Annotated in this window: 25 protein-coding genes; 13 read left to right on the top strand and 12 right to left on the bottom strand. The window is 49.2% G+C overall.

What is annotated here, in order from left to right:
- Nucleotides 1–425 precede the first annotated feature (425 nt).
- From ychF to lolB, 7 genes are all read right to left on the bottom strand, one after another.
- The gene (gene ychF / locus J0A65_RS19310; protein WP_206595978.1) at nt 426–1,517 is read right to left on the bottom strand and encodes a redox-regulated ATPase YchF; all 1,092 of its coding nucleotides are present in this window, start codon (nt 1,515–1,517) and stop codon (nt 426–428) included.
- 14 nt (nt 1,518–1,531) lie between these two features.
- Entirely contained in the window at nt 1,532–2,116 is a 585-nt protein-coding gene (pth, locus tag J0A65_RS19305) for an aminoacyl-tRNA hydrolase (protein ID WP_206595977.1), read from the bottom strand.
- 5 nt (nt 2,117–2,121) lie between these two features.
- Complete coding sequence (locus J0A65_RS19300) at nt 2,122–2,748, bottom strand: 50S ribosomal protein L25/general stress protein Ctc (protein WP_206595976.1); 627 nt, start codon at nt 2,746–2,748, stop codon at nt 2,122–2,124.
- A gap of 162 nt (nt 2,749–2,910) precedes the next feature.
- Complete coding sequence (locus J0A65_RS19295) at nt 2,911–3,288, bottom strand: hypothetical protein (protein WP_206595975.1); 378 nt, start codon at nt 3,286–3,288, stop codon at nt 2,911–2,913.
- Nucleotides 3,289–3,425: 137 nt separating this feature from the next.
- Entirely contained in the window at nt 3,426–4,373 is a 948-nt protein-coding gene (locus tag J0A65_RS19290; protein WP_206595974.1) for a ribose-phosphate pyrophosphokinase, read from the bottom strand.
- 152 nt (nt 4,374–4,525) lie between these two features.
- On the bottom strand, nt 4,526–5,383 hold the full coding sequence (ispE, locus tag J0A65_RS19285) for a 4-(cytidine 5'-diphospho)-2-C-methyl-D-erythritol kinase (protein WP_206595973.1): 858 nt from the start codon (nt 5,381–5,383) through the stop codon (nt 4,526–4,528).
- Complete coding sequence (gene lolB, locus J0A65_RS19280; RefSeq protein ID WP_206595972.1) at nt 5,368–5,958, bottom strand: lipoprotein insertase outer membrane protein LolB; 591 nt, start codon at nt 5,956–5,958, stop codon at nt 5,368–5,370. The genes ispE and lolB overlap by 16 nt, the downstream gene beginning before the upstream one ends.
- Before the next feature lie 127 nt (nt 5,959–6,085).
- Between lolB and hemA the strand changes: the two genes are divergently transcribed.
- The 9 genes from hemA (at nt 6,086) to J0A65_RS19235 (ending at nt 15,040) form a co-directional block, all read left to right on the top strand.
- Nucleotides 6,086–7,342 (top strand): glutamyl-tRNA reductase, encoded by a 1,257-nt coding sequence (hemA, locus tag J0A65_RS19275; protein ID WP_206595971.1) that lies wholly within the window; start codon nt 6,086–6,088, stop codon nt 7,340–7,342.
- 15 nt (nt 7,343–7,357) lie between these two features.
- A complete protein-coding gene (gene prfA / locus J0A65_RS19270) occupies nt 7,358–8,446 on the top strand; it encodes a peptide chain release factor 1 (RefSeq protein WP_206595970.1) in 1,089 nt (362 codons plus the stop codon).
- Complete coding sequence (prmC, locus tag J0A65_RS19265) at nt 8,436–9,290, top strand: peptide chain release factor N(5)-glutamine methyltransferase (RefSeq protein WP_206595969.1); 855 nt, start codon at nt 8,436–8,438, stop codon at nt 9,288–9,290. The genes prfA and prmC overlap by 11 nt, the downstream gene beginning before the upstream one ends.
- Before the next feature lie 88 nt (nt 9,291–9,378).
- The gene (locus J0A65_RS19260) at nt 9,379–10,938 is read left to right on the top strand and encodes a DUF3369 domain-containing protein (RefSeq protein ID WP_206595968.1); all 1,560 of its coding nucleotides are present in this window, start codon (nt 9,379–9,381) and stop codon (nt 10,936–10,938) included.
- Between the two features lie 156 nt (nt 10,939–11,094).
- A complete protein-coding gene (locus J0A65_RS19255) occupies nt 11,095–11,472 on the top strand; it encodes a SirB2 family protein (protein ID WP_206595967.1) in 378 nt (125 codons plus the stop codon).
- Nucleotides 11,473–11,520: 48 nt separating this feature from the next.
- Nucleotides 11,521–12,333: a SirB1 family protein gene (locus tag J0A65_RS19250; RefSeq protein WP_206595966.1), complete on the top strand. Its 813-nt coding sequence runs from the start codon at nt 11,521–11,523 to the stop codon at nt 12,331–12,333.
- 45 nt (nt 12,334–12,378) lie between these two features.
- Complete coding sequence (locus tag J0A65_RS19245) at nt 12,379–13,626, top strand: DUF819 family protein (protein ID WP_206595965.1); 1,248 nt, start codon at nt 12,379–12,381, stop codon at nt 13,624–13,626.
- Entirely contained in the window at nt 13,623–14,474 is an 852-nt protein-coding gene (gene kdsA / locus J0A65_RS19240; RefSeq protein ID WP_206595964.1) for a 3-deoxy-8-phosphooctulonate synthase, read from the top strand. Before J0A65_RS19245 ends, kdsA begins: the two co-directional genes overlap by 4 nt.
- A 110-nt stretch (nt 14,475–14,584) precedes the next feature.
- Entirely contained in the window at nt 14,585–15,040 is a 456-nt protein-coding gene (locus tag J0A65_RS19235) for a hypothetical protein (RefSeq protein WP_206595963.1), read from the top strand.
- Between the two features lie 102 nt (nt 15,041–15,142).
- On the opposite strand, the gene J0A65_RS19230 is transcribed toward J0A65_RS19235, so the two are convergent.
- On the bottom strand, nt 15,143–15,409 hold the full coding sequence (locus tag J0A65_RS19230) for a hypothetical protein (RefSeq protein WP_206595962.1): 267 nt from the start codon (nt 15,407–15,409) through the stop codon (nt 15,143–15,145).
- Between the two features lie 204 nt (nt 15,410–15,613).
- Between J0A65_RS19230 and J0A65_RS19225 the strand changes: the two genes are divergently transcribed.
- The 4 genes from J0A65_RS19225 to rlmM are packed head-to-tail and all read left to right on the top strand — an operon-like array spanning nt 15,614 to nt 18,555.
- Nucleotides 15,614–16,522 carry a transcriptional regulator GcvA gene (locus tag J0A65_RS19225; protein ID WP_206595961.1) on the top strand — a complete coding sequence of 303 codons (909 nt, stop codon included), beginning with the start codon at nt 15,614–15,616 and terminating at the stop codon, nt 16,520–16,522.
- On the top strand, nt 16,509–17,123 hold the full coding sequence (locus tag J0A65_RS19220; protein WP_206595979.1) for an alpha/beta family hydrolase: 615 nt from the start codon (nt 16,509–16,511) through the stop codon (nt 17,121–17,123). The genes J0A65_RS19225 and J0A65_RS19220 overlap by 14 nt, the downstream gene beginning before the upstream one ends.
- Nucleotides 17,120–17,494, top strand: a complete 375-nt coding sequence (locus J0A65_RS19215; protein ID WP_206595960.1) for a DUF423 domain-containing protein — start codon at nt 17,120–17,122, stop codon at nt 17,492–17,494. The genes J0A65_RS19220 and J0A65_RS19215 overlap by 4 nt, the downstream gene beginning before the upstream one ends.
- Nucleotides 17,494–18,555, top strand: coding sequence for a 23S rRNA (cytidine(2498)-2'-O)-methyltransferase RlmM (gene rlmM / locus J0A65_RS19210; RefSeq protein ID WP_206595959.1), 1,062 nt, complete (start codon nt 17,494–17,496; stop codon nt 18,553–18,555). Before J0A65_RS19215 ends, rlmM begins: the two co-directional genes overlap by 1 nt.
- A gap of 2 nt (nt 18,556–18,557) precedes the next feature.
- On the opposite strand, the gene J0A65_RS19205 is transcribed toward rlmM, so the two are convergent.
- The 4 genes from J0A65_RS19205 to J0A65_RS19190 all read right to left on the bottom strand — a co-directional run bounded on the left by J0A65_RS19205 (nt 18,558) and on the right by J0A65_RS19190 (nt 23,063).
- Nucleotides 18,558–20,567: a transglutaminase TgpA family protein gene (locus J0A65_RS19205; protein WP_206595958.1), complete on the bottom strand. Its 2,010-nt coding sequence runs from the start codon at nt 20,565–20,567 to the stop codon at nt 18,558–18,560.
- A gap of 1 nt (nt 20,568) precedes the next feature.
- A complete protein-coding gene (locus tag J0A65_RS19200) occupies nt 20,569–21,507 on the bottom strand; it encodes a DUF58 domain-containing protein (protein ID WP_206595957.1) in 939 nt (312 codons plus the stop codon).
- Nucleotides 21,508–21,533: 26 nt separating this feature from the next.
- Nucleotides 21,534–22,451: an AAA family ATPase gene (locus J0A65_RS19195; protein ID WP_206595956.1), complete on the bottom strand. Its 918-nt coding sequence runs from the start codon at nt 22,449–22,451 to the stop codon at nt 21,534–21,536.
- A 219-nt stretch (nt 22,452–22,670) separates the two neighbouring features.
- Nucleotides 22,671–23,063: an H-NS family histone-like protein gene (locus J0A65_RS19190; RefSeq protein ID WP_206595955.1), complete on the bottom strand. Its 393-nt coding sequence runs from the start codon at nt 23,061–23,063 to the stop codon at nt 22,671–22,673.
- Between the last annotated feature and the right edge of the window lie 105 nt (nt 23,064–23,168).

Raw genomic sequence — 23,168 nt, 5'->3', positions numbered from 1 at the left:
ATGAGTGCTGTGCTCTAACCAGCTGAGCTACGTAGCCATCTTCGGTACTCGTCTTGAGTGGCGCGTATTATGCTGATCCTCCCTTTTAGCGTCAACCCCTTTTTTGACAGCTTTGTATCGAATGCTCAGTATCTGTTCAGATTGATGGGAAATCACTGCATAACGATGAAAATATCAGCGAAATCAACAGAGTTTTAAGTAATTAAACAGGGGAATGGGTACCAATGGCCGGACATAATTATCCTGCAAGAGTAGGGCTGTTAATACTAAGTGGAGAAAAATTCGCCGGTTGGAACGCCCATATCTACTGTGCATCGGCTAAATTTATAAAAAAATAACGTCGCACATAGAGATCTGTGTCTGGATCCGGCACAACGTAAATTTGCGGCAATAAAAAAGCCCGGGTAAACCGGGCTCTTTTCGTCTTAAACGTTGAAACGGAAGTGGATAACATCACCGTCTTTGACGATGTAGTCCTTACCTTCCAAACGCCACTTACCGGCATCTTTGGCACCGGCTTCGCCTTTGAATTCAACAAAGTGATCAAAGCCAAAGACTTCGGCGCGAATAAAGCCTTTCTCAAAGTCGGTGTGGATTTTACCCGCTGCTTGAGGCGCGGTTGAACCGATAGGGAAGGTCCAGGCACGGACTTCTTTTACACCGGCAGTAAAGTAAGTGTTGAGGCTGAGCAAGCTGTAACCGGCACGGATCACACGGTTAAGCCCTGGCTCTTCCAGACCCATATCAGCCATAAACTCAGCGCGCTCATCGTCTTCCAGTTCGGCAATTTCGGACTCAATAGCCGCACATACTGCAACCACTACGGCATTCTCCGCCGCAGCAATGTCACGCACCTTGTCCAAGTAAGGGTTATTCTCAAAACCATCGTCATTCACATTGGCAATATACATGGTGGGTTTGAGGGTCAGGAAATTCATATAGGCAATGGCTGCCAGTTCTTCTTTTTCCAGCGCAACCATACGCAGCATTTTGCCTTCGTCCAGGTGGGGCTTAATTTTCTCCAGCACCTGCATCTCAAATTTGGCGTCTTTATCACCACCTTTGGCGCGCTTACCTACGCGCAACAGTGCTTTTTCACAGGTTTCCAGATCGGACAGGGCTAATTCGGTGTTGATCACATCAATATCACCGGCCGGGTCAACTTTACCGGCAACGTGCACGATATTGTCATTATCAAAACAACGCACGACATGGCCAATGGCATCGGTTTCACGGATGTTAGCCAGGAATTTGTTACCCAATCCTTCACCTTTGGACGCGCCTTCAACTAAACCGGCGATATCGACGAATTCCATGGTGGTCGGGATGACGCGCTGCGGATTGACTATTTTGGCCAAGTCGTCCAAACGTGTATCTGGTACAGGTACCACCCCAGTGTTGGGTTCGATGGTACAAAACGGGAAATTGGCCGCTTCAATGCCAGCTTTAGTCAGCGCATTGAACAGGGTAGATTTACCGACGTTGGGTAAGCCAACGATGCCACATTTAAAACCCATGGTGATTCCTCAAGTTATTCCGCTTTAAACGAATGCAGGCGATTCATCGCCTTAGTCATCCCGTCTTTTAATAGTATTTCCGTGCAACGAATGGCTTCGTCGATAGCCGCATCGATCAATTGCTGCTCTTCTGCACGTGCTTTACCCAGCACGTGCCCGGTGACCTTATTTTTGTCTCCCGGGTGACCAATACCAATCCGCAAACGGTGAAAATCTTTATTGTTGCCCATTTTGGCGACGATATCCCGAATACCGTTTTGACTAGAGCTGCCACCGGTTTTGAGTTTGACAATACCAGGAGGTAAATCCAATTCGTCAAACGCCACCAGTAGGTTGGCAGGTTCAATACGGTAGAAGTTCGTCATGGCTCCCACAGCTTGACCGCTGCGGTTCATAAATGTCATGGGAATAAGCAGGCGCACGTCGTGACCGGCAATGTTGCCGCGTCCGGTAAGGCCAGAGAATTTATTATCCAGACTCAGGGATATGCCATATTGGCGGGCGAGGGCAGTAACAAACCAGGCACCTGCATTGTGCCTGGTTTTTTCGTACTCGGGGCCCGGATTTCCCAGGCCCACGATCAGCTGGATATCAGCCAAGAGGATTATTCCTCAGACTTGGCTTCGTCCTCACCAGCAGCAGCGCCGCCTTTAGCAGCCTTGATGGTCACAACAGCTTGGTCGTGATCGGCACCTTTGGCCAGCTCTACCAGGGTTACACCCTTAGGCAGTTTCAGGTCAGACAAGTGCAGGGTTTGACCCAGTTCAACAGCAGTCAGATCTACCTCGATGAACTCAGGCAGGTTAGCTGGCAGACAGCTGATTGCTACGTCAGCAACGTGGTGCTCTGCGTGACCACCTTGGGTCTTGATAGCTGGAGCTGAATCTTCGTTGATGAAGTGCAAAGGTACGTGAGTAGTCAAAGCTTGCTTAGCATCAACGCGCAAAAAGTCGATGTGAGTCACTTTTGGCTTGAATGGGTGACGCTGCATGTCTTTAACCAGGGCTTCTACTTTTTTACCAGCGATGTTCAGAGTCAGAACGTGGCTGTAGAAAGCTTCGAATTCCTGAGCTTGCAGTACTTTGTTGTGCTCAAGAGTCAGAGATACTGGCTCTTCACCGGCACCGTACAGGATTGCAGGTACTTTGTCTTCACGACGCAGGCGGCGGCTCGCACCTTTCCCCAGGTCTGTGCGGACTTCTGCATCCAGATTAAAAATCGCTTCAGACATAATTTACTCCAAAATATTAAGTAGGTGAGATTTCGCGACCAAAATCCCACAAGAATTATCTACCCTTCAAAAAAGGGCGGCGAATTCTAACACCGGGGGCGGGGTGACACAAGACGTTAGCTATTGAGTCGCCGATGATTTATTGTCCGGTCTAACCTTGGATTACTGCTCGTTGCCTTTTTGGCTTACCTGAGTGTCGTCAATAATCCGAATAGACAGAATTTTAATCGGCGTACCATATTGTTGGATAGTCATTAGGTCTGTTATGGCTTGGGCTTCTACCGCGACAATCAGGCCATCACGACGGTATTCTTTAGCCAGTCCCATTGGGTGATACTTCTCACCATTTTGCGCATCAATAGCGTAAAAGCCGCCTTCAAAGCTTTTGTATTTGACCGTGCCCTGAAACACCAAACTGGTTTGTTTTTCATCTTTGGATGACATGGCTGGCTCCTGCTTGATAGTGGCGGCAGTGGTTTGACTTTCGGTCTGACAGCCTGCCATCAGGCCGATTAATAATAAAGCGGGTAGAGCGCGCATAAGCATCCTTGTAAAAGCTGTAGCATTATTGTCCAAGGTAGGGCTGAATCCAGTCTGAATCAAGTCGTTAGAATACGGGGCTACCCCTAAAATAAAAAAGCCGCTGTACTAGAGCGGCTTTTTGAAACGCATTCAGACTAGTATTCGAACATAGCCGAGATGGATTCTTCGTTGCTTACCCGACGAATCGCTTCTGCGAGCATGTTCGACAAGCTTAGTTGCTTAACCTTGTCTAATGCCTGAATTTCGGCAGACAGCGGGATACTGTCGGTTACAACAATCTCGTCAATGACAGACTCTTTAAGATTTTGCGCAGCATTCCCGGAGAAAATCGCGTGGGTAGCGTAAGCGAAAACTCGCTTAGCGCCGTGCTCTTTTAACGCCAGCGCTGCTTTACACAAAGTGCCGCCGGTATCAATCATGTCGTCTACAATGATGCAGTCGCGATCCTGCACGTCACCAATAATGTGCATAACCTGAGAGACGTTAGCCTTAGGGCGACGTTTGTCGATAATGGCCAAGTCCAGATCGTTCATTACTTTGGCCAGGGCGCGGGCACGGACTACACCACCGATATCAGGAGACACGACCACAGGGTTGTCAAACTGACGCTGGCGCATATCCTCCAACAGAATCGGCGTGCCGAAGGCATTATCCACTGGTACATCAAAGAAGCCCTGAATCTGCTCGGCGTGCAGGTCAACGGTCAGTACGCGGTCAACACCAACGTTAGACAGAAAATCCGCCACTACTTTTGCTGTGATAGGTACGCGGGCGCTGCGAACACGGCGGTCCTGACGGGCATAACCAAAGTAGGGCAGTACTGCCGTAATACGGCCTGCCGATGCACGACGTAGGGCATCGATCATCACGATCAATTCCATTAGATTGTCATTGGTCGGGGCGCAGGTCGACTGGATAATAAAGACATCAGAGCCGCGTACATTTTCATGAATTTCGACGCTGATTTCGCCGTCGCTGAATCGTCCTACACTGGCATGGCCCAGTTTGGTGTAGAGTCGATCGGCGACTTTCTGGGCGAGTTCTGGAATGGCGTTTCCAGCAAATAGCTTCATATCCGGCACAGTAGGATCCTCAGTAGGCTATCAATTACAAGGTTCAAAAAAATGGGGTCAGGGTAAAATTAACGCATTCACAGGTGTTTATTGAAAATCCCGGCTGTGTAATTTTACCCTGACCCCATTCTTCTGTATGGCAATAGGAACGTTTATCTAGTCTAGTCCGTTTTGCGCTGCTCAAGTTGACTGTGCAGAGGAGAGATGTTGACCCCTTGAGCGACAAACCCCATAAACTCATCAGGCAAGGTATCGAGCACCTTTAATGCCTGTGATTGGTCTGCAAAAACGGCAAAGACACTGGAACCCGTGCCCGTCATTCGCGACGGCGCGTATTCTAACAACCAGTGTAATAGCTTTGCAACTTTCGGATGGTATCGACAGACCAATTCCTGGCAGTCATTGGTTGTGTTGTCAAAAGTATAATCCTGCCAATTCATGACTGGTGTTTGTCTGGGCAGCTCAGGATGGCGAAAGATATCGGCGGTTGCGATATGTACACCCGGCGTGGCGACTAAGAACCAATGTTGTGGTTGCGGTGCATCGACAAACTGCTCGCCGACGCCACTGGCAAAGGTTGTGCGGCCATGCACAAACACTGGGACATCTGCGCCAAGTTGTAAGCCAAGTTGTTCAAGCTTTTGCAACGAGAGATTGCATTGCCACAGACTATTTAACACCAGCAAGGTGGTGGCCGCATTGGAGGAACCACCGCCAATACCGCCCCCCATAGGTAAGCGTTTATCCAACCAGATTTTGCAACCCGCATTGTCGGCAGCGAAGGGCTGCAGCAATCTGGCGGCCTTAACGATGAGATTATCTTCATCGGGCACACCGACCAAAGGCGTCATCAAGGCGATTTGATGATCTTCTGTGGGCTCGAAGGCCAGCCTGTCCCCGCAATCCAGTAATTGGAAAAGGCTCTGAAGATTATGATATCCGTCTTCCCGTCGTCCGGTGATATGCAAAAACAAGTTGAGTTTGGCCACGGACGGCCACCACGTTAGTTCACTAGCCATTTATCTACTCGAATTTTTATCAAATCACTGGGGGTTTTCAGTTCTAGCTGATAGGGCAGAATGTAGTTCTGGGTTTGCCGATAATCACTCAGATTCACTAGCCAGCCTTCCTTGGTGCGTATTTGTTGTAGTAAACCATTTTCAGCAAATATAGCCTGGTTATTAGCTGATACCTGACCCTTTAGCCAAGCCGGAATTTGCTCAACTGGAATGGACCAACCTGTCAGGTCATACAGCAAGGCACTGGCGTCATGGTGCTGATAAGTACGATCTTCGTACTCAAGGCTAATTTGCTCATCAGACCTTTGCAGCGTCAGTATACGGGTGCCGATAAAGCTGCTCAGACCCAGCGAATAGTCTTCACGCTGTTGTTGCCAGTTGAGTGTGGCGCTGAAGCGCTCTTTCTCACCCCGATAGGCGAGCTTGCCGTTGATACGCCAATTCTGAAGTTGTGCTAATTGTTGCTGGTGCTGACGGGCGTTAACCGAATATTCCACTGTGGGGGGGGTTGCGCAGGCGCTGAGTAAGCTAACGATCAACAGGTAGCCAAACAGGCGCATACGGGTGAAAGGCATGATGTGTATCCAAAGCTTGAATGGCGGCTATGGGAACACAAAATGCCGGACGCTTTCAATAGGTTTGGCTTTTGCGTACAATGCGACGCCGTAATCCTTGGCATATCTGAAATAACTCGACAACCACATGGCCTTACTCGCACTCGGTATCAATCACAACACGGCTCCTGTGGAAGTCCGAGAGAAAGTGGCGTTTTCGGCCGATGCGCAGCTGGAAGCTTTGTTGTCCTTACAAAGTGAACTGGGCAGCCAGGAATCCGTGATTCTCTCCACCTGCAACCGAACGGAAATCTATACCCAATCGGAAAATCTCACCCATCCGGCGTTAATGGCCTGGTTGGCGCAATTTCATAGCGTTGAGCAACATACCTTGCAATCCAACAGCTATATATATGAAGAGCAGGATGCCATTCGCCATTTGATGCGGGTAGCCAGTGGTCTGGATTCTCTGGTACTGGGGGAGCCTCAGATTCTGGGGCAGGTTAAGCAGGCTTTTGTTTGTGCCAAAGACAGTGGCATGGTGGGAAGCCGTTTTGAACGGTTGTTCCAGCAAACTTTCTCGGTAGCCAAGAAAGTTAGGTCTGATACGGACATCGGCGCCAATGCGGTGTCGGTGGCGTATGCCTCAGTGCAACTGGCCAAACACATATTCTCATCACTGGACAAAATCAATGTACTGTTGATTGGTGCAGGAGAAACCATCGAGTTGGTGGCCCGGCATCTTAGTGAGCAAAAGGTACAGAGCATGATGGTGGCCAACCGAACGTTGGCAAGAGCACAGGAACTGGCGGCCCCTCTTGGCGCAAAAGTGCTAACCCTGGCGCAGATCCCCGAGCATCTAGCCGAAGCCGATATGGTCATCAGTTCTACTGCCAGCCAATTGCCTATTTTGGGTAAAGGGGTGGTTGAACGGGCATTAAAAAATCGTCGTCATCAGCCCATGTTTTTAGTCGATTTGGCTGTTCCCCGGGATATAGAGGCTGAAGTCGCCGAATTGGACGATGCCTACCTTTATACCGTGGATGATTTGCAGCAAATCGTGCAGCAGAATTTGGCGTCCAGGCAAAGTGCGGCAGAAAAAGCCGAAGCCATGATTGATGTTGCCGTACGTGATTTTGTCCAGTGGCATGACGCACAGGCGTCCATGGATTTGGTGCGGGACTACCGTGCGCAAAGTGAAGCGAATAAGCAAAAGTTACAAGAGCGGGCGCTCAAACAGTTGGCGGATGGCAAGAACCCTGAGGAGGTAATTGTTGAGCTGGCCAATAAGCTGACCAACAGCTTGATCCATGCGCCTACCCAAGCCATTAAAGAGGCCGCCCTTAGTCAGGACAATAACAGCCTCAGCCTGTTGCAACGGGCCTTGGGATTGGAAAAGATCTAGGAAAATTAAAACATTATGAAACCATCCGTATTAGCAAAACTGGAATCCCTGATGGAGCGTTTTGAAGAAGTTCAAGCGCTGTTGGGCGAAGCCAGTATCATTTCCAATCAAGAAAAGTTCCGCAACTTGTCCAAGGAATACGCGCAACTGGAAGAATTAGTGAAATGCTTCCGTGCCTTCCGCCAGGCCCAGGACGATATGCAAAGCGCCCAGGAAATGCTTAAGGAAGATGACGCCGAGATGCGTGAGATGGCGGAGGAAGAAATTAAAGCGGCTAAGCAAAGTCTGGCCAGCCTGGAAACCGAATTACAACTGCTGCTGCTTCCCAAAGACCCCAACGATGAGCGTAACTGCTTTTTGGAAATTCGCGCCGGCGCCGGCGGTGATGAAGCGGCGATTTTTGCCGGTGACCTGTTCCGCATGTACTGCCGTTATGCCGAAGGGCGTCGCTGGCGGGTAGAGATTGTCAGTGCTAACGAAGGTGAGCATGGCGGTTACAAAGAAGTCATTGCTAATGTTATAGGCGACGGGGCATACGGTGTACTTAAGTTTGAGTCAGGTGGCCACCGTGTACAGCGTGTGCCTGAAACCGAATCTCAGGGGCGTATTCATACTTCGGCCTGTACGGTGGCTGTGTTGCCCGAGTTACCTGAGTCAGAAGCCATTACTATTAACCCGGCAGAGCTGAAGATTGATACCTTCAGAGCCAGCGGAGCCGGTGGTCAGCACGTTAACAAAACCGATTCGGCTATTCGTATTACCCACTTACCAACTGGCTTGGTGGTGGAGTGTCAGGATGAACGTTCGCAGCACAAGAACCGCGCTAAGGCTATGTCGGTATTACAGGCCAGACTTAACCAAATTGAGCAGGATAAACGTGCATCTGAAGAAGCCAGCACCCGGCGTAATTTGGTCGGCAGCGGCGATCGCTCTGAACGCATTCGCACCTACAATTTCCCGCAGGGCAGGGTAACGGATCACCGCATTAATTTAACCTTATACAAGCTAGATGAGATTGTAGAAGGTGACCTGAACGGTATTCTGGATCCTATTCGTCAGGAACATCAGGCTGATTTGTTGGCTTCTCTGTCAGATGAGGCTTGATTCTCCGACTATCCAGGATGCATTGCAGTGGGCCAGGTCAGAGCTGACCTGTTCCGACTCTGCCAGCCTGGATGCCAGAGTGTTACTCTGCCATTGTTTGCAGGTGTCGGCGGTTTACCTGCACACCTGGCCGGAAAAATTATTAGACGAAAACACCTGGCAACAATTCCAAGACCTGATTCGTAAGCGCGTTCAAGGTCTTCCTGTTGCCCACCTGACCGGAACCCGGGATTTTTGGACCTTAAGTCTGACGGTCAACGAGCATACCCTGATCCCACGTCCAGAGACCGAATTACTGGTTGAAACGGCGTTATCCTTGTTTGACGATACACCAATAGATGCGTTGGATCTTGGTACCGGCACCGGGGCCATTGCCCTGGCGCTGGCTAGTGAGAGGCAAAGCTGGACAGTAACCGGCGTTGACCGCATAGACCAAAGTGTCGAACTGGCCAGGTTGAATGCCAGGCAAAATAACCTCGAGCAGGTGCGCTTTTTTGCCAGTAATTGGTTCGACGCCATTGACCAACACCGCTATTCGCTGATTATTAGCAACCCTCCCTATGTTGAACCGCACAGCCCCTACCTAACACAAGGGGATGTCAGGTTTGAACCCCTCAGTGCACTTACCGCTGAAGATCAGGGTTTGGCTGACCTGCGCAAAATAATTTCCCAGGCAAGTCAATATCTTGTTGATTCTGGCTGGTTACTGCTGGAACATGGACACGCACAAGGGCAGGCGGTAAGAGACCTGATGCAACAAGCCGGTTTTATGGGGAGCAACACCCTAAAGGATCTGGCCGGTCTGGACAGGGTTACCCTGGGGCAATGGCCTGACATGGTATAACTTGCCGTCTTGCTCAGACAGACTATCCTGCTAACGGGTAGCGTTAAAAATATGAGCACAGCTAAAGGGTAGACGCGGAGGCGCCATGATGTCAGACGATCTGTTGTTCCTGGATGAGTCGGAAGAGGATGTTGTAGAGGAAAGAAGTACCTGGAAGGTGCTGATCGTTGATGATGAACCTGAAGTTCATGCCGTCACCAAACTGGCATTAAGCGACTTTGTTTTTCAGGATAAGGGCATAGAATTTATCAGTGCCTATACCGGTGCCGAAGCTAAACGTGTCTTCCTCGAACACGATGACATTGCCATTGTTTTATTGGATGTGGTGATGGAGACCGATGATGCCGGCCTGCAAGTGGCTGAGTTTATCCGCGGCGAAGCAAACAATCATTTTACGCGTATTATTCTCAGAACTGGCCAACCTGGTCAGGCGCCCGAAAAGCATGTCATCATCAACTATGATATCAACGATTATAAATCCAAGACTGAGCTGACGGCACAGAAACTTTTCACGGTTGTGATTGCTACCTTGCGCTCTTACCGCGACATTATGGTGATTGAAGAAAACCGCAAAGGGTTGGAAAAAATCATCGCTGCATCGGCGGATTTATTCAGTATTCACTCGTTGGAAAGCTTTATCGACGGCATAGTGCAACAGCTTTCCTCATTACTTGGGGGAACACAAGATGCAGCCTATATTACCTCCGCCGTGGCAGGCCCGCGTCCCATCGACAGTGACCCATCCTCTGAGTTTTACGTATTTACTGGTAAAGGCGACTTTGCTAATCAGGAAGGATTGCCGCTGGATAAAGTGCTAAGTGGTAACCAGTTGGAGTCTTGCCGACAAGCGCTACGCGAGCAGGAAATCGTTTATGCCGACGAATACCTGGTGGCTTACTGTAACAGTAAGAACATGCGCGGCTCGTTACTTTACCTTTCTGGCTTGCCACGAAGATTGACCGATACCGACAAGCACCTGTTGGAAATTTTCTCGCAAAATGTGCAGATCGCTTTTGACAATGTGCTGTTGACTAAGGATATCGAAGATACCCAGCGAGAAATAGTCGAGCGCCTTGGCCAAATCCTGGAAAAGGAGATGGGTGGTGGTAAGCATATTCAGCGTATGACCCTGATCAGTGAGATGTTGGGCAGGGAATATGGCTTAAGCCAGGACGATATTGATGTTTTAAAACTGGCGGTACCACTGCACGATGTCGGAAAGTTAAAAGTGCCTGAGTCAATCCTGCTCAAACCCGGCAAGTTGAACGAAGAAGAACAGGAAATTGTGCGTAGCCATGCTGAGTTTGGCTATGAATTGCTAAAGGACTCCCGCCGCCCTATTATCAAAGCGGCGGCATTACTTGCCCGCGATCACCATGAATACTGGGATGGAAATGGTTATCCCCGTGGATTGAAGGGGGAGGAAATCCATATATTTTGTCGCATTACGTCTCTTGCTGATGTGTTCGATGCCTTGCATGCAAAACGCTGCTACAAGGAAGCCTGGCCTTTGGATAAGGTCTTAGACTTGATTGAGTCCCAGCGTGGCAAACAGTTTGACCCCTTACTCGTGGATATATTGCTGGCAAACAGAGACAAATTGGAAGCTATCTGTTTCGCTTATCCGGATGACTTGCCCTGTCATTAGGTTAATGACCCCAATTAAAGGAAATTTACTCCTTGCTCATGGGCTTAGATTTGGCGCCGCACTTGGCGCTCGCTTTTCTTGGCAAGGCACAGTAAAGTTTACGCGCAGCGGGGCCCTGTGCCCCTGAGACTATAATTACAATAAGCGGAATGCGCTATGTACACTTTGGTAAAACACCTTCATCTCACCGCCATCGCAATTAGCATTGCGTTGTTCATCTTACGCTTTTTCTGGCTGCAACGAGGCTCCTCAATGTTGCAGAAGAAGTGGGTTAAAGTTGTTCCTCATGTCGTTGATACGGTTTTGCTGGCCAGTGCTATCACTTTGTGTGTGCTGATTGCCCAGTATCCTTTCGTTAATGCCTGGGTAACAGAAAAACTGATGGCTGTACTACTGTATATCCTGATGGGCTTGGTTGCCCTAAAACTGGGACGCACTAACAGTATACGCTGGATAGGTTTTGTCGGCGCGATTTGCTGGTTGTTATTTGCTGCCAAAGTAGCCGTATTTAAGCAACCCTTGTTGTTTTCCTGACAGTTGATCATCTGTCGACCTTGCAGTAGTTGCCGCCAGAGGTAGAGAGTGTCGTCTTTGTTATCGCGTATTGAGCAAGCGCAGCCACTTGAGGCTGCCTTGTTGGTGGGGCAAATGTTTGCGCCCATCGATGTCGAAATGCATCTTAGCCAGGTGCAAGAGTGGGTAGACATGGGCAAGCAACGGCTGGAAGGCGCTTTTGAGCCGTTTGTTGCTTATCAACGTTTCTTTTATACCGAGCTGGCATTTGGTCCGGGACATGACTTAATGGCGTCTGATATGGTCAGAATGGATAAAGTTATCGCCTATCGTACGGGGGGCTGTATTAGTCTGGCCCTGCTGTTCTGTCATATTGGCCGTGCATTGGGTTTTGACTTACAAGGCATCAACTTACCCGGCCATCATCTTGTTCGTCTGCGCTTAGCATCGGGAAGAATGCAGTTTTTTGATCCTCTAAATGGTATCGCATTGAAATGGTCTGAGCTTGAACATCAATGCCAGGCATTAATGTCAGATTTTGAAGAAGAGGATGCAGAGGAGTCTTCGCAATGGACCAGATGGCTGGAGCCTGCCAGTCACAGGGAAACAATATCCCGTCTGTTGTTGAACATGAAGAGTGCATTTATCCATGAGCTCAAGTTTGAACAAGCCTGGCAAGCCAGCGATATGTTGGTGCAATTGCATCCGGATGACCCTTATGAGCGTCGTGACCGGGGCTTTTTGTCGCAGCAACTTGATTGTCACAGTGGGGCGCTGGCAGACTACCGCTATTACATCAGCCAATGTCCGCAGGACCCTGCGGCCATGCTGTTGAAGCTCCAACTTAAGCATTATTATAGAGAGCCGGCCGTGCTGCACTAAAAAGTGCAAGCTTACCGACTTGCCAGAAATAATAAGGAGGTCTGAATGACCCATTCCGCATTGATCACCAACGACGCCGTGGTGATCGGCTTGCTGGCCCTGATCCTGGGGGGCGTATTTTACACGTCGCACAGCAACCAGCCATTTTTCAAAAAGTTTTACCGATATGTTCCCGCTTTGTTGCTTTGTTATTTCATTCCTTCACTGCTGAATACCTTCGGCATTGTGGATGGACATACGTCCAATGCGTATTACATGGCATCCCGATATTTATTACCAGCCTGTCTGGTATTACTGACATTGAGTATGGATCTTAAATCGATCATTGCGCTTGGCCCTAAAGCCCTGATTCTGTTTTTGACCGGTACTGTGGGTATTGTTATTGGCGGACCCATTGCGTTATTGATTATGTCGGCTGTCGCCCCTGATGCCATGAATGGGCAAGGGCCAGATGAAGTCTGGCGGGGACTGACCACCATTGCCGGCAGTTGGATAGGTGGTGGTGCTAACCAAGCTGCCATGAAAGAAATATTCGAAGTGGGTGGGGGAATTTTCTCTACCATGGTCACGGTCGATATCATTGTGGCTAATTTGTGGATGGCTGTTTTGCTGATCATGGCCGCCAATGCTAAACAATTGGATGCCAAAAGTGGCGCTGATACTTCGGCTATCCAGGATATCATCGTCAAAGTTGAAAAATACGAAGCTGAGAAACGCCGCATTCCACATTTGAATGACCTGGTTGCCATATTCGCCATCGGATTTGGTGCATGTGGTATTGCGCATTTCCTGGCTGATGCTATTCAGCCCTGGATGGTGGAACATGCTCCCTGGGGCGAGCAGTACAGCTTGCATAGTCAGTTTTTCTGGTTGGTGGTAATTGCGACCACTATCGGTATTGCTTTGTCTTTCAGCCCATTGCGTCATCTGGAACAAGTCGGGGCGTCAAAGGTGGGTAGTTTGTTTGTGTATATTCTGGTCACTACTATCGGTTTGCATATGGACGTGACCAAAATTGCTGAGACCCCGGTTTTCTTTGTGTTGGGTATCATTTGGATGTTGGTACATGCCTCCTTGATGTTGGCTGTGGCAAAACTTATTCGCGCCCCCATTTTCTATATGGCAGTTGGTAGCCAGGCTAACGTCGGCGGTGCAGCCTCTGCTCCTGTGGTGGCTGCCGCTTTCCACCCTTCACTGGCGCCGGTTGGAATATTACTGGCGGTGATGGGGTATGGCCTGGGTACCTATATGGCCTATCTTTGTGGTTTGATTATGAAAGGAGTAGCAGGATGAGTAACCTGCAGCAGGTAGAATTCGCTGGTGTACAAGTCGCGAATGACAAACCTTTTGTCTTGTTTGGTGGGATGAACGTACTGGAATCCCGAGAGCTGGCGCTACGTATTGCTGAGCATTACAAGGAAGTGACCACACGTTTGGGTATTCCTTACGTATTTAAAGCCTCTTTTGATAAGGCTAATCGCTCCTCGGTAACTTCATATCGAGGTCCTGGTATGGAAGAAGGGCTGCGAATCTTTGAAGAAATTAAGCGTCAGTTTGAGGTTCCGCTTATTACCGATGTGCATGAACCATACCAGGCCGCGCCCGTTGCACAAGTGGTTGACGTGATTCAATTACCGGCTTTTTTAGCCCGTCAGACCGACTTGGTGGTGGCCATGGCTAAAACCGGTGCGGTGATCAACGTCAAGAAACCGCAGTTTCTGGCACCGCATGAGATGCGTCATATCATCAACAAGTTCATGGAAGCGGGTAATGATAAGGTGATTTTATGTGAGCGGGGCACCAGCTTTGGTTACAACAACCTAGTGGTTGATATGTTGGGTATGGATGAAATGAAAGCCTTTGCGCCAGTGATTTTTGATGCGACGCACGCTTTGCAAAAACCCGGTGGTCGTGCAGATTCTGCTGATGGACGTCGTGCACAGGCCGCGCAGTTGGCGCGCAGTGGTATGGCACTAGGGTTGGCAGGGCTGTTTATTGAAGCCCATCCGGATCCTAATCAAGCTAAATGTGACGGCCCTTGTGCGCTGCAATTGGACAAATTGGAGCCTTACCTGCAGCAGATGAAGGCCTTGGATGATTTGATTAAAGGTTTTGCACCACTGGATACCAGCGCCAGTTAATGCAGCTATTGCTGATTACGGATATTTTTGGCGACGGCCCGTGGCTAAACCCAATTAGGGCCGTTTTTCCTGCTGGACAGATAAGATGCTTGTCGCCTTATACAGATAAAATGGATTTTATTGACGAGCAGCATGCCTATCAGTCTTTTATGCAACTCTGTGACCATGAGTGTTATCAGGATAGGGTTAGCGCATATATTCGTGACCTTACTGAGGAGACGCTGATCGTGGCCTTCAGCGCCGGGGCCTCTGCCTGCTGGCGGGCGCTGGCCGAATATCAGGGTAAACAGATTAGTCATTTTATTGGTTTTTATCCTGGACAGATTCGGCATGCTTTGCATCTCACGCCAAAGGTAGACACCACCTTAGTCTTTCCATGTCATGAAGCGCATTTTGCTCTGGCGCCGGTTATGCAGTCTTTAGCCGGGCGGGATCGTATTCAGCTCATGCAGATGGAGTGGATGCATGGTTTTATGAATCCATCTTCAATGGGGTATGCACCGGCTGGAGAGAAGACAGGATTGGCACTGATTGAGCGCAGATTGAGTTTATCAAGCGGGAAGTGAAAGACGGCGCAAGAAGACGGGGTAATGCACCCCGTCATCAGGGCGTAATTGTTAACACTGGGCAAAGGCTGCCTTATGTTTGGGGGAATTGCAGGGTAAGAATTAATCTGCCTTATTCAACAATTCCTGTTGCGAAGTTGCTTTAACGATAAGCTCCGCGTTGTTATCCTCGTTTGTCAGTGACAGTACGCTTTTGACTTCTTCGATAACGGGTTTGGCCAGAGGCAATTCGAGACTGGCAACGGCAGCTTGAACTTGGGCCAGTGTTTGTTGTGCCAGAAATTCTTTGTCGAGTAGTACGTTGGCACTAGCGCTTTGGCTACCTAGCAATACTAGGCCGAGGCTAAGAAATTTGATAGAGTTTTTCATCTGCAATACCTTAAGTAAAAATAATGTTAAAATTACGCTTTAGTGAGATTTTTGTTACAGAAATGTTTTGTTGAACGTCTGTAACTTGTTGCGTATAAAGTGATTTTTTATTTCACGGTTAAAATATAACCTAATTGTTGCAAGCGTTAAATTGACATTAATTTAGGTAAATAGATTAGAAAAACTAATGAAAGAGTCATATTGATGTCACGCCGTCTACCCCCTTTAAATTCCCTCAAGGCGTTTGAGGCTGCCGCGCGGCACTTGAGCTTTACGCGTGCGGCTGATGAGTTATTTGTTACTCAAGCCGCGGTCAGCCACCAAATTAAGGCCCTGGAGGAATTCCTCGGGATTAAATTGTTTCTGCGTAAGAACCGCTCGTTACTGCTGACTGAAGAAGGCCAGGGCTATTACCTGGATATCAAGGATATCTTCAGCTCTTTGCAAGATGCCACGCAGCGCTTGCTGGCACGCGGGGCAAAAGGCGCCATCACTGTTGCTCTACCACCGAGTTTTGCTATTCAGTGGTTGGTGCCACGTATTCATAAATTCAGTGCTCAGTACCCGGATATTGATGTGCGTATCAAGGCCGTGGATTTTGATGAAGGGCACCTGACCGACGATGTGGATGTGGCTATTTATTATGGCCGCGGTAAATGGCCTGGCCTGCAGGCGGATAAGCTGCATACCGAGTATCTGACGCCTATCTGTTCCCCCTTGCTTTTCCAGTCGGATAAGCCGCTGGATACCCTGGATGACCTGCGTTATCACCAGCTTTTGCATGATGCCTCTCGAGAGCCTTGGAAAAATTGGATCCGCGAGTTCAATGTATTGGGAGTCAATGTTAACCAAGGGCCCATTTTCAGCCACTCGATGTTGGTGTTGCAGGCAGCGGCACTGGGCCAGGGGATAGCGCTGGGGCATTCGGTTCTTGCTCGCCCTGAGATCCAGGCAGGGCGATTGATTTGTCCTTTTCCAGAAAAGTTGATTACCAAAAATGCTTACTATGTGGTGTGCCACGAATCGCAGGCCGAGCTAGGTAAAATTGCGACCTTTCGCGACTGGGTGTTAACACAAGTTAAAGAAGAACAAGAACTTGATGATTTTAGTTGATAAGGCCGAGCAGCCCATTGCCAGTTTGCTGCTTGCGCATGGTGCCGGTGCCGGCATGCACAGTGATTTTATGCAGCAAATAGCGCAAGGGTTGAGCCAGAAAGGTGTTGATGTCTATCGTTTCAATTTCCCTTACATGCAAAAAGCTGAGCAGGAAGGTAAAAGGCGCCCGCCTAATCCCATGCCAGTATTACAAAATGCTTTGTTAGAGGTGTTAGACAGTGTGCCGACTAACTTACCGCGTTTTATTGGCGGTAAATCCATGGGCGGCAGGGTGGCATCCATGATGGTCAATGATCTGTCTGTCTCAGGCTGTGTGTGTCTGGGGTATCCCTTTCATCCTCCTGGGAAACCCGAAAAACTTCGCATAGCGCATCTTCAGGACGAGGGGAAGCCTGTGCTTATTATACAAGGCCAGCGTGACACCTTTGGTCAGGAAACGGAAGTTACTGATTATCAGCTTAACCCCAGGGTAACCATAGCCTTTCTACACGACGGCGATCATAGTTTCAAACCCCGTAAGGCATCAGGTGTGAGCCTGAACGACAATATGCAAATTGCCTGTCAGCACATGGCAGCGTTTATCGGAGCACATTTATGAAGTGGATCCTGGCACTCGGGGCGTTTTACGGCATGACCGGCGTAATGCTCGGCGCCTTTGCCGCACATGGTTTGAAAGGTCGCTTGTCAGAACCTTTGCTCAGTGCCTTTCAAACTGCTGTGCAGTATCAGTTATGGCATGCATTGGCGCTGGTACTTTTGTTCGTACTTTATCGCCAGCAACCACTGGCCTTGATTAAATGGTCGGCGCTGAGTATGGGTGTTGGTGTATTGCTGTTCAGCGGTAGTTTGTATTTGTTGGCTGTGACAGGCATAAAGTGGTTTGGTCCGGTTACTCCCATTGGTGGCGTGGCCTTTATTCTTGGTTGGTTACTGCTGCTTATTGCCGCATTGAAGGGGGAGTCAGCCTGATGGCGGGACTATTAGCTTATTGCCGGGCCGGTTTTGAAGGTGATCTTGCCAATGAGTTGCAGGAAAAAGCCGCACAACTAGAAGTGTTTGGTTTTGCTCGTACCAAAGCAAACAGTGCCTTTGTTTTGTTTGATTGTTATCAACAAGATGATGCCGAACGTTTAGCTCGCCAGCTACCCCTTAGTCAGGTTATCTTTTCCCGTCAGCAGTTCGCCTGTCTGGCTGTATTGGAAGCGCTTGACCCAACAGACAGGATCAGTCCCATTTTGGCAGCCTGTGAAGAGTTTCCATTATGCGGTGACTTACGGGTTGAATATCCGGATACTACTGAAGGACGAGAGCTGTCTAAGTTTTGCCGTAAGTTCTCGGTGCCGCTCCGTCAGGCTTTACGTAAAGCTGGTAAGCTGACCCAAAAAGAAAACCCCAAAAAGCCGGTGCTATTTGCCTTTTTTACCAGTAGCCAACAGCTGTTCCTTGGCTTTGCGGAGCCTGCTTCTGTGAGCCCCCATGCGCTTGGCATTATGCGTCTGAAGACGCCGGCCGATGCGCCAAGTCGTTCAAGTTTGAAACTGGATGAAGCCATTCAAACCTTCCTGACGCCAACAGAGCAGGAGAGCCGTTTTCAACCCGGCATGCACGGCGTCGATCTCGGTGCTTGTCCTGGTGGCTGGACCTATCAGCTGGTGCGCCGTGGACTCTTTGTACAATCGGTGGACAATGGTGCTATGGCACCGAGCTTGATGGAAACCGGACAAGTTCGTCATTACGCAGAGGATGGGTTTAAATTCAGACCCAAGAAAAAGAATGTCCATTGGCTGGTCTGCGATATGGTTGAGCAGCCGGTCAGAGTGGCCAGATTGATGGCCGACTGGGTAACAGAAGGCTGGTGTAAGGAAGCCATTTTTAATCTTAAACTACCTATGAAAAGGCGGTTTGAGACAGTGCAGCAAGCCTTACAGGCGATTGAGGAAGCAATGGGCAGCCGTGCCTATCGGATTCAAGCCAAGCATTTGTATCATGATCGGGAAGAGATCACCCTGCATTTGCGCCTGAAAAGCTAAGGCTAAACATCCAAACGCAGGCTGCGCCTGAGTTTGGTCAGTAAATCACGCATCTGACGAAGTTGCAGTTTGTGTTGCTGAGGTGACAGCGGTCGGAAGCATAAATTGGTATAGCAGCGCGTCAGGGCAGTGAAATGCTGAGCGCTTAATGGCGGCACCTGTTTCTCCACCTGTGCACAGAAATCTGCTGGCCCCTGGTTCTTAGTGCGCTTTATGCCGCTGTGGGCAAGCAGTGCCAGTGCTTTTTGATAGTACCAGTTTGGCAGGTCGCGCTTTACCAATAACCAGCGTTTTATATGATAAAGCGCCAGCAACATGGCAATAGTTGCCAGGGCCCCCAGGCCAAATAAGGCGAGTTTGGCAGGGCTCAGATCACCCAGCAGGGCTTTAAGCAAATCCTGCTGGTTTTTGCGGTCGAAACCCAGGATCCAGCGACTCCACAGATAATCCATGTCGTCCAGCCACCCTCGTAATGCCTGAAAAACGGCCATGCCGCGCAGTCCAGAGAGAGGCATATCGGCAAGAAAGCTCTGCTCGTGGGCAACCGCTTGCTCGAGACCATATTGAATGCGCATTGGGGCTACCCAGGCCGTGGGATCCAAGCGCTGCCAGCCATCTTCCGACAACCACTCCACCCAGGCATGGGCGTCGTACTGATAAACACTCATATATTGGTCGGTACGCATTTCACCGCCAAGGTAGCCGGTTACCAGGCGCGCGGGGATCCCATTCAGTCTCAGCAAGTAGGCGACAGTGCTGGCATAGTGACTGCAAAAACCAGCCTGTTGCTCAAACAAAAAGGTGTCTATGGGGTCAACCGGCATCGGCTGAGGTTTCAGTGTGTAACTGAAACCCTGCTGGCGCATATGCGAGGCGATGGCACGGATGTATGCTTGGGGAGTTGGATTGTCCCGCCAAAGTTCAGTGGCCCAGGCTTGGGTTCGCTGATTTCCGCCTTCTGGGAGTTGCAGGTTTAAACGCCCATCTACTTGTGGCAGCGCAGGCGGCAATTGATTGTCATAATAGGATGTTACCCTATAGGCTAAAGCCGATTGCAGCGGAATCCTGCTTTGCAAGGTGTAATCATGGTTTTGCCAAAGGTGCTGATCCTGGCTGACCGCTGTATCTAACGCAAAAAGCCAGCGCTGTTGAGTCGGCTCGGCAATCACCTGATATTCGTAGTAGGCGCCACTCACCTGCGGAGTAAAAGGCAAACCAGCCCGCCAGAATCTGTCGGTAATGCGTTGCCGGTATGGATGCACCTGCCAACTGCGGCCATCAAATTCTTCCATTACCAATGCTCGCCAGTAACGCTGATTAGCTGGGGGGACATCCTGCTCGAAGGTTACTCTGAAGGCTAAGTCAGCGGAGCGGGCCAGTTCAGCAATATCTCCCGGTGTAACCTTATCTGACAAACCCGTATGGGCACCCTTTGCCGTGGGCATTTGCCACAGAGGGCCAAGTTTAGGTAGAACCAGTAGCATCAAAATGGCAATGGGCAGGGCCTGAAGACAAAGCGTCGCCACCCGTTTGGACAATATCAACCAGGAAGCGGATGGATTGATGTGAAATGCCAGACTCATTAGCAAAAGCAGACATAGAACGGCGTAGAACAGGCTAAATGCAATGTTCTGATTGAACACCAAAGCGGCACCTAGCAGGAAAAACTGCACGCCAATCAGTTGAAAGTAATCTCTGCGCGTGGCCAGTAACATGAGCTTAAGACTGCTTGCCATCACTAACAGGTTGAGCATGCCAAGCAATAACCCCAGCTCCCAGCCAAAGTAGGCCAGAACAATAGCGCATAGGACCGCCATTAGATTGAGGGTACGTACAGATAACTGATGCTTCTGCCAGTTCATATACAAACTAAAACGCATCACTGCTGCGCAGGTTACCAGGAGCAGTACCCAAAGTTGCAAAGGGGCATAGAGACTTATGCTCAGAGTAAATAGCACAAAGGTCAGTAGCAGGTGAGCGCGGTTTTCTGAGGATGGGTTTAGCCTTAACATGTCAGACTGCCCGGAACATCGCGAGTGCGGTCAGGCAGGCTTGCAGGTGGGCCTGGCCTTTCCCCGGCGGTATTTCTTTGCCGGGCAATTGGAGACCGAATACCCAACCTTTCGCATCCAGCTCTAAGCAGCTAAAGCATAGTCGGGACAAGTTTTCTTCCAGATCTTCTTCTGTCGTTGCTAATACTAGCCAACCGCTTTGTTGAACTTGTGCAGCAAACTTTTTGCTAAGTAAACCCTGGCCTTTGGCTGCTTGCTTCCAGGCCACGTGATAAAGGGGCTGGCCCTGTTGATACTCAGTTAAAGAATCAAAATCATCTTGACCTAATCCCTGGCTGGATTGCAGGGCAGCATGCTCGCCCTGAGTCTCGCTGTGCTTGGTAGTAAGAGGCCATGGCTTGGCTATAGGTGTGGGATAAACAACAACCTGAGCGTTAAAGGCAAGATGTGTCCAGCAGCGGAACAAACCCAAGGGGTAGTAGCTACTCAGGGTTAGCCTTGGAGGTGAAAACACTCCTCTTTTGTACGGTGTAATACTCAAGGTGACAGGATTGGTTAGGCTGTCCAGCTCTGCAGCGCTTTCGGCCTTGTTGCCATACCAGGCAAAGTGGATTTTACCTGCCTTTGACTGTTCCTGAGTGTCTAACCATATAGGGAAGAGTATAGGTGTATCTGCATAGCTGTTATTGAGTTTCCCCAGTTGCAGAATCAGTCCTGAAAAGTTCAGATAGCTGGCAAACAAACTGACTAGCATCAGGGCGAGTAGGAAAAATCCTAATAGCAGGATCAGGTTGTTCTGATAATTGGTGCCAAGCACGAACAAGGCCAGGCAGAGACTAAGATAGAGAAAGCCAAATCGGGAAGGGAAGATAAAAATGTTGCTGCGGTTGAGGAAAATTTGTTGAGCTGGCGGAATCCGTCTGCTCAGCCATTTATTCATCCTGCGCTGTATGTAGCCAGCTATCATTATGCCGCCATCGTATCAACGCATTCCAAGAGCTTTCGGCTCAGGCTGGCATGGGCTAATCCATCAGCTTGGGATGAACGTAATCTGTGTTCAGCCACGGCAGGTAATACCGCCTGGATATCCTCGGGGATAAGATAGTCCCTGTTATCTGTTACTGCCCAGGCTCTTGCTGCTAATAGCAGGGCTTTGCTGGCTCTGGGTGATAAAGCATTGGCGAAAAGTTCAGACTCTCGACTAAAGGTGACGAGGCGAAGTATGTACTCCAAAATGGCATCTGATGCATGCACGTCTTGGATTTGTTTTTGCAGGGACACTCTAAGTGTGCTGTCAATCATGGCTGGCAAGCTTTCACCTCGATCGTTATATGCTTGTTGCAACATGGCCTTCTCGGCTTGCCAGTTGGGGTAACCTAATTGGATGCGCATCAAAAATCTGTCCAGTTGCGATTCTGGCAGGGGATAGGTGCCAGCCTGATGCAGGGGATTCTGCGTACCTATAACAAAAAATGGTGATGGCAGAGCATGAGTTTGTCCGTCCAAGCTCACCTGGCGCTCTTCCATGGCTTCAAGCAATGCACTTTGGGTTTTGGGGCTGGCGCGATTTATCTCATCGGCCAGTACCACTTGGCTGAATATAGGGCCGGGATGAAAATGAAATTGTTGCTGTTGAGTATCGTAGATATTGACTCCCAACATATCGGCTGGCAGTAAATCAGAAGTGAACTGGATACGAGAAAAATCCAGACCAAACACTTGAGCTAAGGCGTGAGATAACGTGGTTTTGCCCATGCCAGGCAGATCTTCTATTAATAAATGGCCACCGGCCAGCATACAACTCAGGGCAAGGCGTATTTCCTGCTGTTTGCCAATAATGAGTTGTCCGATCTGATTAATGGCTTGTTGAATTTGTGGCTGCATGCCGGTGCTTCCTTTTTGTTACTGGTTACCAATAAGGTGTGACAGTGATGTATCTCAACTTTGCTCATTCTCATTATAGGCAAAGCATCCAATGTCTGACGTATGAAGCGATGAGTGCAGAATGCCACAGAAAACATGGGGATGGATTATCCGTGGAAATAATCAGGTATAAATAAAAAAGGCCGGAATACCGGCCTTTATTTTATGCTGCTGAGCAGATTAAACGGAATGCTTGTCCAGTTTACCTTGCTCTTTTAATTCAGCGAATACTTTGGGAATACGACCAATGCCCGTCCAGGTATGCTCTTTACCGGACTTATCAGTGAAACGGTATTTAACTGGACGCTTTTGGCCTGAGCGCTTGCTGGTGCTTGCTTCCGCACCTGCCAAATCTTCCAGACCTAAACCGGCTTCCTGCATTTGCTTCAAAATAGCGTCTTTCAGAGCCTGTTTCTTTTCCTGTTCACGCTCTTTCTCGGCTTCCTGTTCTTTCTTGTTTTCAATAACAGCGGCCAATTTTTCAGCAACCTGTTCCAGTTCGGTAACAGATAATTCTCTTACTGCAGCTTGCAATCTGCGGGCGTGCGTTAAAATATTGATGAAGTCGCTCATTCGTCCACCTTGTATAAATTCTGAGTCACAATGGTTGATAGGGTAGGCATACAAAAATAATGCTTAGTTAATATATTTGCAATACTAAATTAAATTATCAGGCCA

The sequence above is a fragment of the Bowmanella yangjiangensis genome (assembly GCF_017255015.1).
GTDB lineage: Bacteria > Pseudomonadota > Gammaproteobacteria > Enterobacterales > Alteromonadaceae > Bowmanella > Bowmanella yangjiangensis.
The sequence above is the reverse complement of the archived record's forward strand: the minus strand, read 5'-3'. Positions and strand labels throughout refer to the sequence as shown.